The following is a 23,592-nucleotide window of genomic DNA, read 5'->3' on the forward strand; positions in this document are numbered from 1 at the left end:
TTCAAGAATAGTTTAGTTGAATAAATTATTAGGGGTTATATCTTAATAAAAATCCCCTATTGAACTATATTTCTAATAGTTACTTACATAAATACACTTTAATAAATATACTTTTTTAACGCATAGTAATACTTATTTAGCTAAAACTATTAAACAAAAATGATAATTAGCTAATTTTGGAATAGAAAAGTCAAGATGAGTTCTTCACATTGAGTGCTTTATAAAGCGTATAGAACAAATGATAAAACTTAATTTAAACCAAAATTGGCAATTTAAACAACTTGAAAAACAAGAATGGTTACCTGCCAATGTACCTGGGTGTGTACACACAGATCTTCTCGAAAACAAAAAAGTAGATAATCCTTTTTATGGTACCAATGAAAATGCACAACAATGGGTAGAATATAGAGATTGGGAGTATAAAAGTACATTTAACATAAATGAAGACCTATTTAATCAAGAAAACATCAATCTTGTTTTTGAGGGTTTAGATACCTATGCCAAGGTGTTTTTAAATGATGCCGAATTGATTGAAACCGAGAACATGTATCGCACATGGACTGTTTCGGCTAAGGAAAACCTAAAGCTTGGTAAAAATACACTACACATCATTTTTAAGTCGGCAATAAATACAGCATTGCCCATTTTAACTGAAAAGAATTTTAGATATCATGCCTTGATGGATAATGCGGTGGAAGCATCGGCTGTTACAAGAAAAGCACCTTACCATTATGGATGGGATTGGGGGCCACGTTTTGTAACCGCAGGCATTTGGAAACCTGTATTTATAGAAGCATGGTCTGAAGCAAAAATTGATAATATTTTTATTCAGCAAGGAGCTTATACACCTGAAATAGCGAAACTATCCTTACAAACAGCATTTGAAACATCAAACCTTAAAAATGGTAGAATACGTATCATTAATATTCAAACTGAAGACATTTTAAAAGAAGCGTCTATTCAGATTGAAAAAGGATTAACAACGCAAACCGTTGATTTTACTATAACAAACCCACAAAGATGGTTTCCAAACGGATATGGAGATCCTTTCTTATATCAATTAAAAGTAGAATTACTAATTGATAATAAGGTAGTAGATACCAAAACAACTTCGGTTGGGTTACGAACCGTTAAACTAAATAAACAGAAAGACCAATGGGGAGAAAGTTTTGAGTTTATTGTAAACGATATTCCTGTTTTTATAAAAGGGGCAAACTGGATTCCAGCCGATAATTTTATTTCAAGAATACCCGATAGTCAATATAAAAACCTAATAAAGTCCAGTAAAGATGCACATTTTAATATGTTGCGTGTTTGGGGTGGTGGTATTTATGAAACCGAAACCTTTTATAAGTATTGTGATGAAATGGGAATTTTAGTATGGCAAGATTTTATGTTTGCTTGTTCGTTATTTCCTGGTGATGATACGTTTTTAGAAAATGTAAAACAGGAAGCTATACAAAACGTAAAACGTTTAAGAAACCATCCATCTTTAGTGCTTTGGTGTGGTAATAATGAAAACGAATGGATTTACGATTTTGCTGGTGGCGGTATGCAGAGACGTTTTGGAATTCCAAAAGAAGAGGTAGCGAGTTTCAAAGAAGCTTATGATAAACTATATCATCAGTTATTATCAGATGTTATTAACGAATATAATCCCAATTTAACGTACTGGCCAAGTTCCCCGAGTAGTGAAGGAAAGGCTCCTGCAAATGATGAAAATTATGGTGATATTCATCATTGGGATGTATGGCACATGGGCTATCCTATTTCCGATTATAAAAAATTAACACCTCGATTTATTAGCGAATTTGGCTTTCAAGGGATGCCTGCACCAAGCACCATAGATACATACTTAGAGGAAGAACAACGCTTTTTAGGTTCGCCAGCCATGGCAACACATCAAAAGCATGCCAGAGGTTACGAGCTGATAAAACATTATATGGAGCGTAGCTATGCACATCCAAAGGATTTTGATGGATTTGCTTATTTAAGTCAGGTGCAACAAGCCGATTATATGAAAATTGCTGTTGAGCATTTTAGAAGCCTCAAACCTAAATGTATGGGCATTCTCTACTGGCAATTAAACGATTGTTGGCCAGTATGCTCATGGGCAAGTATAGACTATAATTTACAATGGAAAGCATTTCATTATTACGCAAAAAAGTTTTATGCCCCTACTTTGGTGTATCCAGAATTGGTAGATGATAATGTAAGGGTGATGATTATTTCAGATAATGTAAACCCACAAGAAGCAATACTATCATGGCAACTAATTCATTTTAATGGAAATGTTTTAGAGAATGGAAACGAGCAGTATATTGAAATAGACGCATTGTCTTGTTTAGCGTTAGAAACAATTTCAGCGAAAGCGTTTATTGAAAATTATGATACTTCAAAAATGTATTTCCGTTTTGAACTTAAAGTTGATGATGAAGTAGTATCAAGTAATCGATTGTTTTTTGAAGAACCAAAAAGATTGCAGTTAGAGAACGCCCTTATTAATGCTGAGGTTGAAGTAGCTTCAGAAGCTATTTTCGTTCACCTGTCAACAAATACATTAGCAAAAAATGTGTTTTTAGATTTTGAAGGTGATAATGGTTTCTTTGAAGATAATTACTTCGATATGGATGGAAATCAAGAGCTTACCATAAAGTACATTCCAGAGAACAAGAATTTTAAAGGTGATTTGAAAGTGGTTTCGATGAAAGACATGATAGAATCATAAGCAGAATAAACTAAACTAAAACTAAATACATGGAAAATTTGAGTGCATCTTTAGGCTGGGTAGATTTATTAGTCATGGGCGTTTACGTCATTGGTATTATTTGGTGGGGCTTAAAAAAAGGAAAAAGTAAATCAAGCGAAGACTATTTTTTAGCAGGTAAGTCTATGACGTGGCCTATAATTGGTATTTCACTTTTTGCCGCCAATGTGTCAAGTTCATCATTATTGAGTTGGTCAGGAGATGCGTATAGCAGTGGTATTGCGGTGTTTAATTATGGTTGGGCTGCGGTAATTCCTTTGTTGTTTTTCTTGGTTTTTATTCTTCCGGTATATCTTAAAAAGAATGTATTTACCATGCCAGAATGGTTGGGTAAACGCTTTGATAACCGATCTCGATACTATTTAGCAACCATGAACATGATTGGTTATGTTTTTTTAGATATCGCCCAAGCCCTATATGCTGGGTCATTAGTAGTGCGTCTTATTTTTCCAGAATTAGAAATCTGGCAAATCGTGTGGATTTTAGCCATAGTAGTAGCGGCATATACCATTCCTGGTGGATTATCATCAGTAATTCATACTGAAGTTTTGCAGGCTATTATTTTACTTTTAGGCTCAACATTAGTAACTATTTTTGCTTTAAATGAAGCTGGAGGTTGGGCAGAAGTTGTAAAACAGACGGATCCTGATATGTTGAAGTTAATTCGCCCCATGGATGATGAATCCGTCCCTTGGTTAGGTCTTGTTTTAGGAATTCCATTGTTAGGGTTCTATTACTGGTGTACCAATCAGTCTATTGTACAAAGAACCTTAAGTGCAAAATCCATTAACGAAGGAAGAAAAGGTGCTATACTAGCCTCCTTTTTAAATTTCCCCATTCTATTTATTATGGTGCTTCCGGGAGTTTTCGGATTAATCATTTATCCAGAAATTGAAAGACCAGATCTTATACTGCCACATTTAATATTTGGCTTGTTACCTATTGGTATAAAAGGGTTGATGGTAACTGCTTTATTGGCGGCAATGGCATCTACACTAAGTGCGGTTTTAAATTCGGCTTCAACAGTGTTTTCGTATGATTTTATGCCGTTGTTCAAATCAAATATGAGCAATAAAATGATGGTAAGAAGCGGAAAAATATCAGCATTGGTGATGATTGTTATTGCTTCATTATGGGCGCCAGCAATAGGCGAGTTTGATTCTATTGTAAAATATTTTCAAAGTGTATTATCCTATATGGCACCACCAATTGTAGCGGTATTTTTGTTTGGTATGTTTTGGAAACGCGTTAACGGAACAGCCGCTTTTTCTGGTTTAATGGCAGGATTGTTAGGAAGTATATTTTTAGTGTTTTTTAAAGATGATACCATTTTAGCAAATTGGCACTTTTTATTGGTAGCACCAGTCATATTTGTGTTGTCATCATCAACTATTATAGCTGTAACATTAGCAAGTGCATTTAAAGTTAATCCAGAAACTGATGCGTGGATGTGGAATACATCGTATCTGGTTGAAGATGATTTACAAGGTGTTGTATGGTATAAAAATTACCGTATTATTTCGGTAATATTATTGGTATTCACATTATTCTTTGTGTATATATGGAGATAAAGTAATTTGTAATAAATAAAAATGTCTAAAATAGTTTGTTTTGGAGAGGTGCTTTGGGATGTATTTCCAACCTATAAAAAAATAGGAGGAGCACCTTTAAATGTAGCTTTGAGATTGCAATCATTAGAGAACGAGGTTTCCATGATTAGTAGCATTGGACATGATGATTTAGGAAAGGAAGTTTTAAAATATTTAGAGGCACATCATGTAGCTGTTGAAGCTGTTCAAGAAGCCCCAAACCTTCCAACTGGAAAAGTTAATGTGACTTTAGATGATAATGGTGTAGCATCTTATGAGATTGCTTATCCCTGTGCATGGGATGCTATTCAGTTGGATGATGCATCTATCAATATAGTAAAGCAATCAGACGCTTTTGTATTTGGAAGTCTCGTTGCCAGAGATGCCCGTTCTAAAAACGCCTTGTATGCATTATTAGAGCATGCTAATTATAAAATTTTCGATTTAAACTTAAGACCGCCTCATTATTCAAAAGACACCTTATTGCATCTTATGAATCAGGCTGATTTCATTAAGTTTAACGATGAAGAATTAGTAGAAGTCTGTACCTATTTAGGAGATGAAAAAAAGTCTATAGAAGAACATCTTTTATTCATTTCAAAAAAAACCAATACCAAACATGTTTGTGTTACCAAAGGTGCTCATGGCGCAGTATTATTTTATGAAGGCTTCTTTTATGCTAATAGCGGTTACCCAGTAAAAGTGGTAGATACGGTTGGGGCTGGCGATTCGTTTTTAGCGTCGTTAGTAAGTCAGTTACTTCATAGAAATTATCCACAAGATGCTATAAATTTTGCATGTGCAGTAGGGGCTATAGTGGCACAAAGTGAAGGTGCAAATCCTAAAATTTCTAATGCTGAAATTGATAGATTCATCAATCAGTACTAAGTATAATTATTGAAAACAATGACATTTATATACATGAAAAAGCAAATGCTAATTTTAGGACTATCTGTTTTATTTCTAATGAATTGTGCAGAAAAACAGAACCAGAAAGAACACATTGCACCAAAGGTTGAAACAAGCACAGGTTTACCATTGTTGCATCAAGCCATTGTTGATGGTGATGAAGCTCAAGTAATCAAACTAATTGAAGATGGCGCAGACATCAACCAACTGGATCGTCTTATGGGAAACAGTCCTTTGCATATTGCTTGTGAGCAGGAAAACGTAAGAATTGTGGAGTTACTTATAGAAAAAGGGGCTTTTGTAAACCTGATTACACCAAGGTCTGGGTTTACACCACTTATGGTAGCTGTTTGGCACAATCAACTCGAAAATGTAAAAGCACTCTTAAAGGCCAGAGATATTAATATTTATATAAAATCACCAAGTGGAGGGTCATCTGTAAGACGTATTATTGGAGGCTGGCACCAAACACCGAATGAGACTGATACCAAACGCTATAAAGAACTGTCTGATATTCTTGATGCTTACGAAACAGACTTAAAAGAGCAAGTTGCCAACCAAAAGATTTTTCAGGTGATAGCTGATCGAAGTTTATCGGAAATTGAAAAAGAAGACCAAATAAAAGCACTCATTGAAGCAAACGAACCAGTTAATACCGAATCTTTTGTGATGAGTAAGGGGTATCCACGACATTCACCATTACTATTAGCCGCAAGAGATAACTATATGGGCATCGTAAAATTGCTTTTAGATGCTGGTGCCGATATCGGACAAAGAGGTTATCAGATGAATGCTATTGCGTTTCATAAAAGCGCTTATAGCGGAAACACAGAGATAGTAAAACTGTTGTTAAATCATAAAGATGCATCAAAATATATTAATGACCAAGGGCCAAACAACGGTTATACACCATTACATGATGCTATTTGGCATGGACATACCGAAGCTGCAAAATTACTTATTGATGCTGGCGCGCGTTTAGATTTAAAGGCTTACGATGGTGATACCCCATTAGATTTTGCAAAGCGTTATCAGTATAATGATATTATAGCCTTAATTGAAAATAGGTTAAACCGTTAAGTTTATGAGTGAATTACAAGATTTTCAAAAGTTAGTAATAGCCAATGCTATTCATATAAAAGGGCTAAAAGTAGGTGATAAAGCACCCGATTTTATTTTGCCTAATGCCTTAGGGTATTCTATTTCGCTTTCCGAGAGTTTGAAATCGGGTCCTGTTATTTTAAAATTTTACAGAGGCGAATGGTGTCCTATATGTAATCTTGATTTGCGAGAGATTCAGCAATACATAAATCAGTTTAAAGAATTGAATACGGAAGTATTAGCAATAAGTCCGCAAAAACCAGATGATGCCTTAAGTATTACTCAAAAAAACGAACTTAAATTTGAGGTGTTGAGTGACAGTAATCAAGAAGTGATTAAGGCTTATAATTTACAATTTGACCCTGGAGACGATTACCATCAAAGACGAGACCTTTCAGTTCTAAACGGTGATGGTTCTGTGACGCTTCCCGTGCCAGCAACGTTTGTTATAGACACCGATTTTACGATACTGGCTGCTCATGTTGAGGCTAATTATACGGAGCGCATGTCTCCATTAGAGATTCTAAAAGTTTTAAAAAATAGAGCATAAACCCAAAAACAAAAAAAATATTATGAAAGAAACAAAATATCCACGAACATTTTCGCACATAGGAATAACAGTGCCAGATATCAATAAAGCATTAGAGTTTTATACCGAAGTTATGGGTTGGTATCACATCATGGGGCCCGCTAAAGTAGCTAAAGAAAAAGGGACTGCCATCGGGCAAATGTGTATCGATGTCTTAGGAGAAGATTGGGAAGAATTTGAAATCGTGCACCTATCAACTTCAGACGGTATAGGAGTAGAGTTGTTCTCCTTTCCTCACGGAAAAAAAGAAGCTCCAGAGTTCAATCCTTTTAATACGGGTTTATTTCACTTTTGTGTGCAAGACCCAGATATAGAGGGGTTAACTAATAAGATTGTGGAATATGGTGGCAAACAGCGCATGCCAATTAGGGAATATTATCCTGGTGAAAAACCATATAAAATGGTATATGTTGAAGACCCGTTCGGTATTGTTTTTGAAATTTATACGCATAGTTATGAGTTAACCTATTCTTCTGGAGCTTATCAAAATGAAGACTAATTTGAAAACATAAAAATGAAAAAAATATCAATTATAATACTTGCAATACCATTTTTAATGGCATCGTGCCATAATTCAAAAAAAGAACAACCTGAACAATCAAAAGTAATGGATGACACCCATGAAGCAGTAGCTAAAAACTTGATTGGGTTTTTCAATAAAAATGCTTATCAAAATGAATTAGAAACGTATCTGTCTGAAGTTGACAACACAGGAAAAGTAATGTCTAATAAAGTGTATAATGTAGCATTAAGTCGCTTGATTTATGGACTTTCTTATGCTTCAGTTATAGATACATCCTATTTAGATAAAGCAAAAAATGCCATGAAATTTCAAATGGATAAACTTGTAGCCCAAGATTCAATAGGCGGGTATTTCAATTCATTTGTTGATGCTCAAACTAACGAAACAGATGGTGGGACTTCTATGGATGTTTGGCAACAAAGTTATGGATTATGTGGTTTATCTGAATTATATAGAAATCAACCTAATGAAGCGTTATTATCCCAAATCCACAAATTACATGATGGTTTTACAAAACGATTTCATGATGAAAACCACGGTGGTTTTTATGGGAATTATGATAGCGAAAACGGCAAAGTTTCAGGGAGTAAATCACTACAATCCTTAATGTATCCCATTACGGCTTATATGGAAAATTTATGGCTGGCGGATACAGCAAACAGACAAAAATACGAACCTTTTCTAAAAGAAAACTTAGAGCTTGTTTATAAAAATGCTTGGAATAGTAATTTAGGTTGGGTGAATATTAAGTTTGATGATGAGTGGAATGCCTGCAAGCATGAATCTGCCGAAAACCCTTGTTTTAAGGTTACACCAGGACACAATTTTCAATTAGCATCTTTGCTTTTAAGAACCAAAAATTGGGGTTTCCTAACACTTGAAGAACGAGAAAAATATCAAAAATTAGGGATAGAGATTTTGACTGCTACATTAAAAAAACAAGTCTTCCCAAATGCTGATTTATCGCAAGGATTTTATAGTGAAGTAAACCCTGTATCTAACGAAGTGACTGACAAAAGAAAAACGTGGTGGCAACATTGCGAAGCATTAATTGCACTGTCTTTAGCTGATGGTCAATTTGAAAAAGAATTAGAAGCATTAGAGTCATTTTATTTTAGTGTTTTTCCAGATAAAACAAATGGTGGCGAATATTTTTTCTTAGATGAAAACAACACACCTCAAACAGACGAATTGAAAGGTGGTATAGGGAAATCCACCTATCATACCATAGAAATGATACGGTTTCTAAATGGTAAATAAGTCCTGTAAGGATTTTAGAATTTCTTAGGTTAGTTTTTGTTTTAGACCTGTCAGGTTTCAAAAACCTGACAGGTCTTTTTTCTTACCTCTATAAATGATTGCTCAAATATTGTCATTTATACAAACTATTTTTTCAATAATTCATATTTATTTCTAAACTAATTTTAAATGAATTAACTTGTATAGCTGTTTGCTATTTTGTCAGATGATGAAAGATAGAATGCTTCAAGAACAAACTTAAAATCTATAATTATGAATAAATTAAAGTATAGTATCCGTGAATTTAAAAGCATACTAATCTTATTCCTGTTAGTTGTAGTTACAGTTTTTAGTTGTAAAAATGAGAATAATATGAAACCAGATTCCAAAAAAGACCTTATTTCACATAAAGTTGATTCCCTTTTAAAACTGATGACTGTTGAGGAGAAAGTTGGACAAATGAACCAGTATAACGGTTTTTGGGATGTTACAGGGCCTGCCCCAGAAGGGGGGAATGCTGAAACCAAATACAAACATTTACGTAACGGTTGGGTGGGATCTATGCTAAACGTAAGGGGTGTTAAAGAAGTGAGAGCTGTACAAAAAATAGCGGTTGAAGAAACCCGTCTTGGTATTCCTTTGATTATTGGTTTTGATGTGATTCACGGTTACAAAACATTAAGTCCTATTCCCTTGGCAGAAGCTGCCAGTTGGGATTTAGAAGCCATAAAAAAATCATCACAAGTTGCTGCTGCCGAGGCTTCAGCGGTTGGGATTAATTGGACGTTTGCACCCATGGTGGATGTTTCTCGCGATGCCCGCTGGGGTCGCGTAATGGAGGGTGCAGGTGAAGACCCATTTTATGGAAGTAAAGTAGCTGAAGCTCGTGTGAAGGGCTTTCAAGGCGACGATTTATCGGCTGTAAATACTATTGCCGCTTGTGCGAAACACTTTGCTGCTTATGGGTTTATAGAAGCGGGTAGAGATTATAACACCGTTGATATTGGTACATCCACACTTCACAACGTCGTATTACCTCCATTTAAATCGGCTACTGATGCGGGCGTTAGAACTTTCATGAATTCATTCAACGAGATTAACGGTATTCCAGTAACGGGCAGCTCGTTTTTACAGCGCGATATACTAAAGGGTAAATGGGAATTTGATGGTTTTGTGGTATCAGATTGGGCGTCCATTAATGAGATGATTTCTTGGGGACATGCCAAAGATAAACGTGAAGCGGCAAAAATAGCAGCCACAGCGGGATCTGATATGGATATGGAAGGGCTTGTTTACATTGAAGAATTAGCAAAATTAGTAAAAGAAGGTGTTTTAAATGAATCGATTTTAGATGATGCTGTTCGAAGAATATTAACCGTAAAATTTGAATTGGGTTTATTTGATGATCCCTATAAATATTGTGATGAAGCGCGAGAAAAGGAAGTGATAGGAAACCCAAAACATCATGAAGCGGTTTTAGATATGGCGAAAAAGTCTATTGTGCTTTTAAAGAATGAAAATAACTTATTGCCTTTAAAAAAAGAAGGTCAAAATATCGCATTGATAGGCGCATTAGCAGCCGATAAAAATAGCCCATTAGGAAGTTGGCGAATTGCCGCAGATGATAATACCGCAGTATCTGTTTTAGAAGGGATGCAGCAATACAAGGGCAATATGTTAACCTATGAAAAGGGTGCCGATTTCTTCACCAATACACCTACTTTTTTAACAGAGGTAGTTCATAACACAAATACAGATGTTGATTTTAAAAAAGCCATTTCAGCGGCTAAAAAAGCAGATGTGGTGGTTATGGTTTTAGGAGAATACGGTTTTGAAAGTGGCGAGGCACGAAGCAAAACAAATATAGATTTACCAGCTATTCAGCAAGCCTTATTAGAAGCGGTTTATAAAGCAAATCCCAATATTGTTTTAGTGCTAAATAATGGGCGTCCATTGGCTATTACTTGGGCAGACAAACACATTCCTGCTATTGTAGAAGCGTGGCAATTGGGTACACAAACAGGAAATGCAGTCGCTCAAGTTTTGTATGGCGATTACAACCCGAGTGGCAAATTGCCCATGAGCTTCCCAAGAAATGTCGGGCAAGTGCCTATATATTACAACTACAAAAATACAGGGCGTCCTGTAAATAAAGAAGGTAATGTGTTTTGGTCACATTATAGCGATTCTGAAAAAACACCATTGTATCCTTTTGGTTACGGACTGAGTTATACCACTTTTGAATATTCCAATCTAAAGTTAAATGGAAATACCTTTAAAATAGTCGATGATGTCAATGTTTCGATAGATATAAAAAACACAGGAACTGTTGGTGGTAAAGAAGTCGTGCAACTCTACATAAGAGATTTAGTGGGAAGCATTACCAGACCTGTTAGAGAATTAAAAGGCTTTGAGTTGGTTGAATTAGGAGCAGGAGAAACCAAAACCATCCAATTTACATTGAACAACGAAACCCTCGGATTTTACAATAATGATGGCGATTATATTATTGAAGCAGGCGATTTTAAAGTGTTTGTTGGCGGCAGTTCCATGGCAACATTGGAAGCAAATTTTGAACTTAATTAATATCAATCATTTATTATCTAGCTGTATGGTAATACTGGTCGTTAGTTTTTAATTGTTATAGTAAGATGAAAAAAGTAAGTAGCTTTTTTACTTTAATGATATGTAGCTGTATTTGTGTCTTAGCACAAAACAATTCCATATCAGGTGTGGTGTTTTTAGATGAGAATAAAGACGGTATTTATAATGAAGGTGAACAAAAACTGGAAGGTGTTTCTGTTTCCAATCAAAAAGATATTGTACAGACCAATAAGGAAGGTCGATATACAATTGATTTGAGGGATGGCGCATTTTTATATGTTCTAAAACCATCGGGGTATCAGGTGTCTTTGAACGCTCAAAAATTTCAACAGAACTATTATTTCCATCATACCAAAGGTTCGCCAAAACATTTAAAATATCCTGGGGTTTCAGCTACTGGAGATGTACCAAAACAGATTAATTTTCCACTTTATAAAGTAAAAGAAGAAAAACCTTTTAAAGCATTGGTTATTGGAGATCCACAAGCTGCTGATAAAGAACGAATTGATTTTTTTAGAGATGGTGGTGTTACCGATATGCTAAGGCAAAAGGCCGATTTTTACATTGTTTTGGGCGATATCGCTGATGATTACTTGGACATTTACCCACGTGAAAAAGCCATTATAAGCATGCTGAATATCCCAGGGTATCATGTGGTAGGAAACCATGATATTAATTACAAATCTAATGATGAGGTCAATCATTTTGAAACTTTCAGAAAGGAATTTGGTCCAGATTATTATGCATTCAATTATGGTAAAACACACTTTGTAGTATTGAATAATATCAATTATTTTGGATGGAATGCGGAAGAAGATAAAAGAGGAAGCTATTTTGGAGGTTTGGATGAAGCCCAATTGGAATGGTTGAAAAAAGATTTGAGCTTAGTGCCAGAAGATTATTTAATTGTTCTAAATACCCACATTCCTTTTCTTGAAGATTTTACAGAAGCAACTATTTTAGAAGACCTAAAATCACTACTAAAAAACAGAAAGTCATTGTTGCTAAGTGGTCATACACATGCTGTAAAAACCTATTGGGATCATAATGAGTTAAGCGAAGGTGTTATAGCAGGGGCAAGCTGTGGTAGTTGGTGGACAGGGCCTTATGATGAAGAAGGTATTCCCGTTGCAACCAGTATGGATGGTGCACCAAAAGGGTATTTTGTATTTGAATTTTCGGGAGCCAATTACACCTATGAATTTATTCCAGAAAAGCACCCTCAAGATTATCAGATTAGAATTAATTTGACTTCAAAAGAAGATACGAAATATATTGTCGCCAATTGGTTTATAGGGAAACCACACGAAGAAGTAATGATTTCCATCGATAATGAAGAACCAATCATTATGGAAAACTATACGGGCTTTGACCCATTTATGGAGCTTACCTTAAAGGATAGAAAAAATAAAGACGATTGGTCGCCAGGGCTATCAGAAACCAATCATTTATGGAAGATACCAGTACCAAAAGATATATCAAAAGGCATGCACAAAATTGAAGTTACGGCTGAAACAGATTCAGGTAAAATCTATAAAGGCTATAAAATATTCGAAATTTAATAACAACAATATACTACTAAACATACTACTAAAATGAGACGAGCAAACATGCTTTTTACGCTAACACTATTTTTCATTGTAAATTTGATGAATGCGCAGGGTTTTAAAAACTTTGTAAGTGTTGATGGCAACAAATTGATGGACGGCGATAAGGAATACCGTTTTATCTCTTTTAACGTGCCAACCCTTAATTTTCAGGAAGATGAAATGAATTTCAAGGAAACCAATCCTTATGGGTTACCAACTGAATTTGAAATGCGCGATGTGTTTGCTACCGTAAAAGAAATGGGCGGACAAGCCATTCGTATTTATACCATTCCAGTAAAGCATACAGGGTTTCCTAAAAATGCACCAACGTATGTAGAAGCGCCTGGGCAGTTCAATGAAGCAGCCTTTAAAATAACCGATAAAATGTTGCAATTGGCAAACGAATATAACGTGCGTATCATTTTTTCGCTTTTGAATAATAGACAATGGATGGGTGGTCGTCCAAACTATGCGGCTTTTAGAGGAAAAACAGCTGATGAGTTTTGGACAGACCCACAGCTTATCGAAGATTTTAAGGCGACTTTAAACTTCGTCATCAACAGAAAAAATAGCTATACAGGTGTTAAATATAAAGATGATAAATCCATTCTGTGTTGGGAAACTGGGAATGAGTTAACCAGCCCTATAGATTGGACCATCAACATTACTCGATACATAAAAAGCTTGGACAAAAACCACTTGATAATGGATGGGTGGTATAGTGATGATTTAGATTTTCCGTTTGTGCGAGAAGCGTCGTTAAACGAATGGTCTATCGATATGGTATCATCACATCATTATGAACGTAATGCTATTGATGTTCCAAAAAACATCAAAAAGAACATCGAATTAATCAATAAAAGAAAACCTTATTTGGTGGGTGAATTTGGGTTTATAAGTACCTCGGGTATCGAATCGGTGTTGGATTTTGTAATCGATAATAAAGATGTTTCTGGAGCACTAATTTGGAGCTTAAGGCACCATAGAAAAGACGGTGGTTTCTATTGGCATTCCGAACCTTTGGGTGCCGGATTGTTTAAAGCCTATCATTGGCCGGGGTTTGTTTCTGGAGAAAAATACGACGAGAGTAACTTAATGACCATGTACAGAAACAAAGCTTTTGAAATTCAAGGCATGGAAACCCCTGCTGTTTCTGCGCCATTAGCACCAGAATTATTACCTATTGAAAAAGCACACGCCATCAGTTGGCGAGGGGCTATGGGGGCAACGGGCTATAATGTGTATCGTTCGGAATCCAAAGGTGATCCATGGAAGATTGTGGGATATAATATTTCTGATGCCGATGTACCCTATTTTCCATTGTTTCATGATAAAACTGCCCAATTAGGAAAATCATATTACTATAGTGTTGCAGCTATAAATGCTTCAGGAACTTCAGAAAGGTCTAATATTGTTGGTCCTGTTAAGGTAAATGAATTGGCTAAAATTGACACCATGAAAAATTTGGGCTTTGTTGAAGATAGTAAAGCCGTAATACCAGTTGTTGGTAGTGATAGAAATTTTAAGGAAATCCGTAACCGTTTGTATGGTGATTATGGTTCAGAATTAACGTATAGCATTCCCGGTAAGTTAGAGGAATTTAAGCTATTTGCTTTTGAGAAAAAACGTTTTAGATATATCGCTATTCATGGTTCAAACGATGGTGAAACTTGGGTAGATTTAGATATATTTCCAGAGAGTTTTACAAATAGAGATTCCAGCTACGGCTATTGGAAACCAAAAATTTATAGCTATTCAGGTGATAAAGATTATAAATACATAAAAGTGTTATTTAAAGGCGGTATTGCGCAATTGGCAAGAGTAGAAATTACATATAAATAAGCTTAACTTTTCACAATGAGTTTTATTACAAAGTTAATATAGGGTATTAATTTTCTTTTTATTTCGGTTATTTTTAAATGAGAAATGGTATTAATACTTGTTCTACTCATTTGATAATTATTTCACAAAATCTATAGGTATTTTTACGTATTTACTAATAAATCGTGCTCTTAAATATGAATCCTGATTTCAATTAATCAATTTTACCACTTTTTTAAATAAAATTACTGGTATGATGCTTGTATCATTATTAATATTGAATATTCAATAAAATATAAATGATATATTTTCAGAAACAACGAAAGCAACGATAGGTAATTTTATGATAAAGCATCAATATGCAATCTTAATAATAGCAATATTTTGGTTTAGTGGTCTTTCAGCACAAACCAGAAACCTTCCTAATATTGTATTTTATATCACAGACGACCAAAGTCAGTTGGATTGTTCGGTGTATGGCAATGATATTATAAAAACGCCCAATACAGCGCAATTAGCAAAAGATGGATTAGTGTTTGAAAATGCTTTCATCGCTTCACCTGCTTGTGCACCAAGTAGAGCAGCTTTGCTTACTGGATTGATGCCTTCAAGAAATGGTGCAGAATCAAATCATAGTTATCCCAAAAAAGGCACTCAAATTTTAATTAAAAATTTACAAGAAAGTGGGTATGATGTTCTAAGCTTTGGGAAAATAGCCCATGAAAAAATGGGGGAATATATAGGCTTTGATTATTATAGTGAAGATCCAACAAATTTGGCAAATCATGTGACTGAGTATTTTCAAAATAACACAACAAAAAAACCGATTTGCTTATTGGTTGGAGATCGTCGTCCGCATGTACCATGGACTACTGAAAAAACCTATAATTCTGAAGCATTAGACTTGCCTCCTTATTTTATAGATACCAAAGAAACACGAAGACTTTGGAACCAGTATTATTCTGATATTACTGGAGCAGATGCCGAAATGGGCAAAATATACCAATTGGCAAAAGAAAAGTTTGGCGATAATTTTATATTCATTTATTCTGCTGACCATGGCGGGCAATGGCCTTTTGGGAAATGGAATTTATACGATGCAGGAACCAAAGTGCCTATGCTTATGGTTTGGCCAAAGCACATAAAACCAAATACGAGAACTGATGCTATGGTAAGTTGGATAGATATATTTCCAACTTTGTTAGATATTGTGGATGCAGAATTACCAGTCAATATTGATGGTAAATCTTTTAAAAAGAGCTTGCAAAAACCGAATACTTCACATCGAAAATACATTTACACAACCCATAGTGGTGATAAAAAAATGAATGTATATCCTATTAGAAGTGTAAGGAATAAAAAGTACAAGTTCATCTTAAATCTATATCCAGAGAACTATCATTCTAATCATTCCGATATTTTAAGAAAAATACATGCAGGCGCTTATTGGGATTCTTGGGATGAAACGGCTAAAACAGATAAGCGTGCTGCCGATATTGTGCATAAATACTATGTGCGTCCTGCGGAAGAATTCTACGATATAGAAAACGATCCCTATGAACAAGTGAATTTAATTGATTCACCAAAAGGTGAAAAAGCATTAAACAAGATGCGTCTGCTGTTAAAAGATTGGATGATAGTGCAAAATGACAGTAAGGCTTTATTTGAAAAGCCATATCCCATTACAGGCAAGACGCCGCATGAAATTGTAGTAAAAAATAAAAACAAACAGACTAAATATTAAGGAAACACCTTAAGTTTTCCTTTTCAACCAAGAAAATTTTATGAGATGAAGCAATATAACTATAACGATCTAAAACGTGTGATAAAAAAAATAGCAATACCCTTATTTTCTGTTTTTATTATTAGCAGCTGCAAGGGGCAGTCTAGTCAGTCAAATTTTTCGGAAACAAATGTTTCTGCAACACCTTCACTACAAAAAAAGGTGGATCCTAAAACCATTATTACAGACTATCATCGTATTTCTTACGATTGGATGCGGGATACCTATGTAACCTATATAAAAGAAGATGGGTATTATTATTTAACAGGAACCACCAGAATACCTCATAAAGCGGCCTGTTGGGATTATAACGATGGCTTGTATTTATGGCGCTCTAAAGACCTTAAAAAATGGGATTCCTTAGGGTTGGTATGGAGTTTTAAAAAAGATGCCACATGGCAAAATGAATTTAGGCCATTACCAAAAGGTAGAAGTGGTGATCTAAGTGAAGAAAAAGGCGTAGGACGACGCGCTGTTTGGGCGCCAGAGTTTCATTATATTAATGGCGATTATTATTTCACAACGTGCATGAACTGGCACGAATACCTTGACAAAGAAAAAAACGGAAGAGTGTTTTTGCTAAAAAGTAAATCGGGTAAGCCTGAAGGGCCTTATATAGACCCCATAGGAAAACCACTTGCAAATCGTATTGATTCCTCCTTATTTCAAGATGATGATGGTACGGTGTATTTTGTATGGCAGGATGGAAAGATAGCCAAAATGAAAGACGATATGTCTGGTTTTGCAGAAGAACCAAGGGATGTGCTACAATCAAAGTATTCAGATAATCCCTATATTGAAGGTGCTTTTATTACAAAAAAAGAGGATAAATATTATTTAATTCAAGCTGCTTGGATTAAAGAGAAACCCAATGGTAAACGCGGGTATTTTTCAAAAGGGAAGAAGATATCCTATGATTGCGTAGTGTCTATTTCAGATAATATTTATGGACCTTACGGTCAAAAATTCACCTCTGCACAACATGCAGGTCATAATAATATTTTTGAAGATAAAGATGGAAACTGGTGGGGCACGATGTTTGGTAATCCAAGGTCAGGGATTACACCTACCGTATATGCTAACCCAACTATTTATCCTTTAGAATGGACAGAAGACGGGAAATGTTTTCCTAAAAAGTAATTGTAATTAATTTAAAAATTCAAAATGAATAAATCACTTTATATACTTGCCTTGTTTTTAACGACTATATCGTGCAAGGCGCAACAGCAAGATTCTAAATCAAATAATACGGATAAACCCAATATTGTTTTTATACTGGCAGATGATTGTACGCATTGGGATATAGGTGCTTATGGAAGTAAAGATGCCATTACCCCAAATATTGATAAATTGGCAAACGAGGGTGTTAAATTTAACCGTTGTTATCAGGCGGCACCTATGTGTTCACCTACAAGGCATAATATCTATACGGGGCTTTATCCTGTAAAGTCAGGAGCTTATCCTAATCATGCGTTTGCTAAAGAGGGCACAAAGAGTGTCGTACATTATTTAGAACCTTTGGGGTATCGCGTTGCCTTATCAGGTAAAAGACATATAAATCCTAAAGAAAGCTTTCCGTTTGAATATTTAGATGAGGAAAAAAACATAAACTTTAATAATGTTGAAAAATTCTTAGGAGAAGTAAAGTCTTCTAAAGAGCCTTTTGCTCTGATGCTTTGTTCTAACGAACCTCATGGACCTTGGAATAAAGGGGATGCTTCTAAATATAATCCAAACAAGATTACTTTACCGCCACATTATGTAGATAATATAGAAACAAGGAAAGCGTATTGTAGTTATTTAGCAGAAATCAATTATTTGGATGATCAGGTTGGTAAAACCATGGATTTATTAAAAAAGTACAACTTTGATGATAATACCCTTGTGGTTTTTGCAAGTGAACAAGGAAACAGTTTCCCGTTTGCTAAGTGGACCACTTATGAAGCTGGTGTAAAATCGGCATTAATTGCGCACATGCCAAGTAAGATTAAAGGTGGTAAGGAATCTGATGCTATTGTTGAATATACAGATTTAGTACCCACATTTATTGAAATGGCAGGAGGAGAACCTATAGCAACTTTAGATGGAAAAAGCTTAGTTCCCATTTTTAAAAATCCTAAAAAGGATAATAAAGATTACGCCTATAGTTTACAAACCACAAGAGGTATTATTGCTGGGGCAGACTATTACGCAATAAGATCAGTTGTTGGTAAGGATTATAGATATATTTGGAATATAACTCCTGAAGCCGAGTTTTTAAATGTAGTAAACAATGCAGATACTAATGGAAAAAAATGGTTCAGGTCTTGGGAAGAAGCTGCTAAAACAGATAAAAGAGCAGAAGAGTTACTTTACAAATACAAAAAGCGTCCCAAAGAAGAATTATATCATGTTAAAAATGACAAATGGTGTATAGCTAATCTTGCTGAAGACCCTAAATATGCTGAAGTTAAAAATGAATTACGAACCGAGTTATTGGCTTGGATGGAAGCCTGTGGCGATGAAGGGCAAGCTACAGAAATGGATGCTTTGAATCATAAATCTTCAACATTAAAAAAAGGAAAAGGAAAGAAAAATAAAGGAGATAAAAAATCCAAGAAAAAAGGAAAGAAAGGGAAAAAGAAAAAATCAGAATAAGTTATATGAAGTTATCCTTTAAATCTGTTTTAGTCATATTCTTAGTAACATTAATAAGCTCTTGTGGCGTTTCGCAAAATGAAAAAAAGTCAGTTGCAGAACGACCTAATATCATTTTAATCATGTCTGATGATATGGGCTATTCTGATTTGGGTTGCTATGGTGGCGATATCAATACACCAAACCTTGACGCATTGGCTAACAACGGACTTCGGTTTACACAATTTTATAATGCTGCCCGTTGTTGTCCAAGTCGCGCCTCATTAATTACAGGCTTGTATCCGCATCAAACGGGGATTGGTTATATGACCAATTCTCCAAAAAAGCTTACCGATCAGGATTTAGGTCTGCCAGCGTATCAGGGGCGTTTACATAAAAACAATGTTACCATTGCGGAAGTATTACAAAAAAGTGGTTATAGTACTTTAATGACAGGTAAATGGCATTTGGGTTTTACTAAAGATAATGCGCCCTTAGAAAGAGGATTCGATAAATTTTATGGTTTAATAGCTGGAGCGAGCAACTTTTTTAAACCAGAAGTTCCAAGAGGTATTACGTATATGAATGAAGCTGTTACTATTACAGATGAAGATTATTACACCACAGATGCTTTTACAAATTATGCTATCGATTTTATTGATGAATCTCAAAATGAAGATTCTAAAAAACCATTTTTTCTCTATTTAGCATATACTGCACCTCATTGGCCATTACATGCACCACAAGAAGATGTAGAAAAATATAAAGGAAAATACATGAAAGGTTGGGAGCAAATGCGAGAAGAACGCTTTGCAAAAATGAAAACCATGGGATTAATAGATGAAGATTGGAAACTGTCTCCGGATGATTTTAAACCTTGGGATGCTCTTAGTAATGAAAAGAAAATCGAAATGGATTTACGCAGAGCTATTTATTCTGCTATGGTAGATAGAATGGATCAAAATATAGGGAAACTGATAAAAAATTTAGAAAAAAAGAAGATCCTCGATAATACCATTATTATCTTTTTAAACGATAATGGCGCCTGTGCAGAAGGTGGGGATTTTGGTGCAGGACCTTCAGAACAATTGGAAACTAAAGAAGGCTATTTTTTATCCTACGGAAAATATTGGGCAAATGCCTCAAACACTCCATATAGAGAATACAAACATTGGGTACACGAAGGGGGTATTAGTACACCATTTATTGTGCATTGGCCTAAAGGAATAGCAAAAGAAGATCAAGGTAAAATTATTAACGAACATGCTTTTTTACCAGATGTAATGAGCACACTTGTTGATTTAGGACAAGCCGAATACCCGAAACAATTTAAAGGTAATGACATTCCGCCTATGGTTGGGAAAAGCTTAAAGCCTTTATTTTCTGATGCAGATGCATCCATACATAATGAGCCTATTTTTTGGGAACACGAAGGGAATAAGGCTGTTCGATTAGGAGATTACAAATTAGTCTCTAAATGGTCTAAAGCACACGAAGTACAATGGGAATTGTATGATATAAAAGCAGACAGAACAGAAACTAATAATTTGGCGTCTCAAATGCCTGAAAAAGTAGAGACGATGCATGAATTGTATGCAGATTGGGCAAAAAGTAATAAGGTAATGCCTTGGGCAGATATCAAAAAACGAATTAAAGAAAAAAGAAAATCATAAACACCATCATATTAAACTAAATAAAATCATGAAAATAAGAACTCAATATATAGTAGCACTTCTTTGTCTTGTTTTGTTTTCACAAAGCTGTACTTCGCAAAAAAAACGTGATTATGCAACACCGATAAAAGGGCAATGGTCTGTTGAAAAGATTAATGAATGGTATAGTGCGCAACCTTGGCTGGTTGGGGCTAATTATTACCCAGCAACTGCCATTAACCAAATAGATATGTGGCAAGCCTCTACTTGGGATCCAGAGCGTATCGATTTAGAATTATCTTGGGCAGCAGATATGGGGATGAATACTATGAGAGTGTATTTACACGATTTGGTTTGGGGTGATGATGAGCAGGGGCTATATCAGAGAATGGATGAATTTTTAAGCATTTGTCAAAAATATCATATTCGCCCTTGGTTTGTATTTTTTGATGACTGCCACTATCCAAATCCTAAATTAGGAAAACAACCTTTACCTGTAAAAGGGTTTCATAATTCAGGTTGGTTAAACTCTCCTGCAAGACCTTTAGCGGTTAAATATGCGAATGGAAAAGCAACTGCCGAAGAAGTAGCACACTTGAAAGGGTATGTACAAAAAACCATTGCCCATTTTAAAGATGATAAGCGTGTATTAATGTGGGAGCTATACAACGAACCTGGGAGAGGCAATGGCGATGGCGGTACTATGGAAGGTGAAGTAGTGAAAGCAAAAATTGGAGATAAGTCGAAAAAATTGGTATATGATTCTTGGGTATGGGCAAGAGAAATCAATCCCTCTCAACCAATAACATCCACCAGTGCGGGCAGCGTAGGAAAAACGAATATTCAAATCAATCAAGTAAACTCAGATTTGCATTCAATCCATTCTTATCAAAACGCAGAAGAACTTGAAGTTGCTATCAAAAATTATCAGGCAGATGGTCGTCCAGTAGTAGTCAGCGAGTGGTTGGGAAGAGATCAGGGGAGCATTGTAAGCGAGTGCTTGCCAGTTATGAAAAAACTTCAATCAGGTGCTATAAACTGGGGGTTTGTGTCTGGTAAGAGTGGTACTATTTGGAATTGGAAAAGCCGATTGGAACCAAATTCAAAAAAGAAAAGAAACTTAAAGCAAGAACGTTTAGATGGCAATGTGGTGAAGCCTGGAGAAGCTTTTCCTGAACCAGAAGTTTGGTTTCATGATTTGTTAAGAATGGATGGCACACCTTATAATGCAGAAGAGATTGAAGTTTTTAAGAAACTAACAAATACAAAATAATTTAGTATTGATGTTGCTTTATTCGAACTAAGAAAAAAACTAAAAAATTGAAGAAAACAATAAAATATATAAATGTAATTCTAAGTGCATTGCTAATTAATGTCATCTTTATTTCATGTTCTTCAGAAACTGGATTAACCGAATCTTCTGAAACTGAAAAGCCTTCTGAGTCTAAAGATGTTATTTCTAATTCGCAAGAGGCAAAGGTATTTACAGATGTTACTATAAATTCTTATCCAGAAAATTCAGCCATTACTAATGTTGACTATAGAAGAGGTTTGGCTGCCCAAGATATTGACGAACCAAGAATTGCAAGAACTATGGCTGTTGGTGGTAATATTGTAATGATTCCTATTGGTCTTCAAAAGAACTCAATGTCACCTGACTTTCCTACTAAAACAACAAATAGCCCTAGTCAAAGTATTATAGATGCATTAAATGTCATAGCAACACAAAGCGAAGGTAAGGTTGATTTGTATGTGCAGATATCAGGAACTCCTAAAATATATGATACTGAAGATGTTGAAAAACCAAATAATGGCAACTTTTATCCTTTGCCAACATCATCAGATAGGGATGCATGTGTTGAAAACATAGCTAGTTGGATGTACGCCATTGAACAGCAAGTCAACATGCCAATAACGTGGTTAGGTACACAAGAACCAGGGCATACTTTAGGTGAAGACTCTAATGCACCAGGTAATAAAAAGGAGTATAATTTGGATAAGTTTATCAGTTATTGGAATCAAATTGAAGATGAGCTAAAAACTTTAAATGCAAATGCCAAATTAGGAGGCATTCAATTAAACTCTGGAAATGATGGGTTATATGACTATACCATTAATAAAATAGAATCTGAAAATTTACAATTAGATGTCATTTGTTACCAATTATACGGCGTAGGAGGATTAACTGATGGTAGTATTGGTGATGCCGTAGCTGCCACAAATAGTTACAGTGGAAATGTTAAAATGGTAGCACATAGAACACTTTGGTTAAAGGAAATGCGAAGAGCTTTAGGTATTGACCCACAAGATGTTGATGCCTTAACTGAAGAAGGGTTTAATACCTCAGAGGGGATGATTTATTTTCTTCGAACAGAAAAGCAATACCAAGCTCATGCAAGTGGTGTAGAGGGCTATTGTGTTGGTAAACCTTCAGAAGATTTAGGAAGTATGGTTTACGATGTATTGGGCTGGTTACAGAATACACCTAAAAAATTACGCGAACTTACAGATTTACCCAATGGTGTAGATGGTTTTGTTTTAGCTATAGATAAAAAATACATGGCAGCATTGTACAATACTAGCGATGTTGATTATAATATTACATTAAATCTAAATACAGATCAATATGGAGAAGCCCCTGAACTTAACTCAACTTTATTTAGTGGTACTTCAAAAATTGAAAACGGATCTGGCATACTATATGATTATGCATCACAAGCTATTAAAGAGATTGAATTAGAGAAAAACGATGTCATTCTAATAGAGTTACTAAAAGACGGTACCAGTTTATCAATAACAAAATTTTAGAC

At 35.2% G+C, this 23,592-nt stretch carries 16 protein-coding genes; all 16 read left to right on the forward strand.

Features of this window, described 5'->3' with window-relative positions; genetic code table 11:
- Nucleotides 1–238: 238 nt before the first annotated feature.
- Nucleotides 239–2,728: a glycoside hydrolase family 2 protein gene (locus tag Q0739_RS09645; RefSeq protein WP_298238515.1), complete on the forward strand. Its 2,490-nt coding sequence runs from the start codon at nt 239–241 to the stop codon at nt 2,726–2,728.
- A 29-nt stretch (nt 2,729–2,757) separates the two neighbouring features.
- Nucleotides 2,758–4,338, forward strand: a complete 1,581-nt coding sequence (locus tag Q0739_RS09650; protein ID WP_298238516.1) for a sodium/solute symporter — start codon at nt 2,758–2,760, stop codon at nt 4,336–4,338.
- A 21-nt stretch (nt 4,339–4,359) separates the two neighbouring features.
- On the forward strand, nt 4,360–5,244 hold the full coding sequence (locus Q0739_RS09655) for a carbohydrate kinase (RefSeq protein WP_298238517.1): 885 nt from the start codon (nt 4,360–4,362) through the stop codon (nt 5,242–5,244).
- Between the two features lie 18 nt (nt 5,245–5,262).
- The gene (locus tag Q0739_RS09660; protein WP_298238518.1) at nt 5,263–6,345 is read left to right on the forward strand and encodes an ankyrin repeat domain-containing protein; all 1,083 of its coding nucleotides are present in this window, start codon (nt 5,263–5,265) and stop codon (nt 6,343–6,345) included.
- A 4-nt stretch (nt 6,346–6,349) separates the two neighbouring features.
- Entirely contained in the window at nt 6,350–6,916 is a 567-nt protein-coding gene (locus Q0739_RS09665) for a peroxiredoxin-like family protein (RefSeq protein ID WP_298238519.1), read from the forward strand.
- A gap of 22 nt (nt 6,917–6,938) precedes the next feature.
- On the forward strand, nt 6,939–7,454 hold the full coding sequence (locus tag Q0739_RS09670) for a lactoylglutathione lyase family protein (protein WP_298238520.1): 516 nt from the start codon (nt 6,939–6,941) through the stop codon (nt 7,452–7,454).
- A 15-nt stretch (nt 7,455–7,469) separates the two neighbouring features.
- Complete coding sequence (locus Q0739_RS09675) at nt 7,470–8,738, forward strand: AGE family epimerase/isomerase (protein ID WP_298238521.1); 1,269 nt, start codon at nt 7,470–7,472, stop codon at nt 8,736–8,738.
- Nucleotides 8,739–8,990: 252 nt separating this feature from the next.
- On the forward strand, nt 8,991–11,303 hold the full coding sequence (gene bglX, locus Q0739_RS09680) for a beta-glucosidase BglX (protein WP_298238522.1): 2,313 nt from the start codon (nt 8,991–8,993) through the stop codon (nt 11,301–11,303).
- Nucleotides 11,304–11,368: 65 nt separating this feature from the next.
- Nucleotides 11,369–12,883 carry a calcineurin-like phosphoesterase family protein gene (locus Q0739_RS09685; protein WP_298238523.1) on the forward strand — a complete coding sequence of 505 codons (1,515 nt, stop codon included), beginning with the start codon at nt 11,369–11,371 and terminating at the stop codon, nt 12,881–12,883.
- Between the two features lie 33 nt (nt 12,884–12,916).
- Nucleotides 12,917–14,752 carry a cellulase family glycosylhydrolase gene (locus tag Q0739_RS09690; RefSeq protein ID WP_298238524.1) on the forward strand — a complete coding sequence of 612 codons (1,836 nt, stop codon included), beginning with the start codon at nt 12,917–12,919 and terminating at the stop codon, nt 14,750–14,752.
- Nucleotides 14,753–15,074: 322 nt separating this feature from the next.
- Nucleotides 15,075–16,475 carry a sulfatase gene (locus tag Q0739_RS09695; RefSeq protein WP_298238525.1) on the forward strand — a complete coding sequence of 467 codons (1,401 nt, stop codon included), beginning with the start codon at nt 15,075–15,077 and terminating at the stop codon, nt 16,473–16,475.
- A gap of 45 nt (nt 16,476–16,520) precedes the next feature.
- Nucleotides 16,521–17,654 carry a family 43 glycosylhydrolase gene (locus Q0739_RS09700; protein WP_298238526.1) on the forward strand — a complete coding sequence of 378 codons (1,134 nt, stop codon included), beginning with the start codon at nt 16,521–16,523 and terminating at the stop codon, nt 17,652–17,654.
- Between the two features lie 24 nt (nt 17,655–17,678).
- On the forward strand, nt 17,679–19,151 hold the full coding sequence (locus Q0739_RS09705) for a sulfatase (protein ID WP_298238527.1): 1,473 nt from the start codon (nt 17,679–17,681) through the stop codon (nt 19,149–19,151).
- Between the two features lie 5 nt (nt 19,152–19,156).
- On the forward strand, nt 19,157–20,803 hold the full coding sequence (locus tag Q0739_RS09710; RefSeq protein ID WP_298238528.1) for an arylsulfatase: 1,647 nt from the start codon (nt 19,157–19,159) through the stop codon (nt 20,801–20,803).
- A gap of 28 nt (nt 20,804–20,831) precedes the next feature.
- Nucleotides 20,832–22,055: a 1,4-beta-xylanase gene (locus Q0739_RS09715; RefSeq protein ID WP_298238529.1), complete on the forward strand. Its 1,224-nt coding sequence runs from the start codon at nt 20,832–20,834 to the stop codon at nt 22,053–22,055.
- Between the two features lie 47 nt (nt 22,056–22,102).
- The gene (locus tag Q0739_RS09720; RefSeq protein ID WP_298238530.1) at nt 22,103–23,590 is read left to right on the forward strand and encodes a hypothetical protein; all 1,488 of its coding nucleotides are present in this window, start codon (nt 22,103–22,105) and stop codon (nt 23,588–23,590) included.
- The last annotated feature ends 2 nt before the right edge of the window (nt 23,591–23,592 follow it).

Source organism: uncultured Algibacter sp. (assembly GCF_947487605.1).
Classification (GTDB): Bacteria; Bacteroidota; Bacteroidia; order Flavobacteriales; family Flavobacteriaceae; genus Algibacter_D.

Excerpts from the sequence above, each read along its gene's own strand:
- Q0739_RS09645 (WP_298238515.1), top strand. The coding sequence starts at position 239 with ATGATAAAACTTAATTTAAACCAAAATTGGCAATTTAAACAACTTGAA.
- Q0739_RS09665 (WP_298238519.1), top strand. The coding sequence starts at position 6,350 with ATGAGTGAATTACAAGATTTTCAAAAGTTAGTAATAGCCAATGCTATT.
- Q0739_RS09715 (WP_298238529.1), top strand. The coding sequence starts at position 20,832 with ATGAAAATAAGAACTCAATATATAGTAGCACTTCTTTGTCTTGTTTTG.
- Q0739_RS09670 (WP_298238520.1), top strand. The coding sequence starts at position 6,939 with ATGAAAGAAACAAAATATCCACGAACATTTTCGCACATAGGAATAACA.
- Q0739_RS09650 (WP_298238516.1), top strand. The coding sequence starts at position 2,758 with ATGGAAAATTTGAGTGCATCTTTAGGCTGGGTAGATTTATTAGTCATG.
- Q0739_RS09705 (WP_298238527.1), top strand. The coding sequence starts at position 17,679 with ATGAATAAATCACTTTATATACTTGCCTTGTTTTTAACGACTATATCG.
- Q0739_RS09660 (WP_298238518.1), top strand. The coding sequence starts at position 5,263 with ATGACATTTATATACATGAAAAAGCAAATGCTAATTTTAGGACTATCT.
- Q0739_RS09685 (WP_298238523.1), top strand. The coding sequence starts at position 11,369 with ATGAAAAAAGTAAGTAGCTTTTTTACTTTAATGATATGTAGCTGTATT.
- bglX (WP_298238522.1), top strand. The coding sequence starts at position 8,991 with ATGAATAAATTAAAGTATAGTATCCGTGAATTTAAAAGCATACTAATC.
- Q0739_RS09675 (WP_298238521.1), top strand. The coding sequence starts at position 7,470 with ATGAAAAAAATATCAATTATAATACTTGCAATACCATTTTTAATGGCA.
- Q0739_RS09690 (WP_298238524.1), top strand. The coding sequence starts at position 12,917 with ATGAGACGAGCAAACATGCTTTTTACGCTAACACTATTTTTCATTGTA.
- Q0739_RS09695 (WP_298238525.1), top strand. The coding sequence starts at position 15,075 with ATGATAAAGCATCAATATGCAATCTTAATAATAGCAATATTTTGGTTT.
- Q0739_RS09700 (WP_298238526.1), top strand. The coding sequence starts at position 16,521 with ATGAAGCAATATAACTATAACGATCTAAAACGTGTGATAAAAAAAATA.
- Q0739_RS09655 (WP_298238517.1), top strand. The coding sequence starts at position 4,360 with ATGTCTAAAATAGTTTGTTTTGGAGAGGTGCTTTGGGATGTATTTCCA.
- Q0739_RS09710 (WP_298238528.1), top strand. The coding sequence starts at position 19,157 with ATGAAGTTATCCTTTAAATCTGTTTTAGTCATATTCTTAGTAACATTA.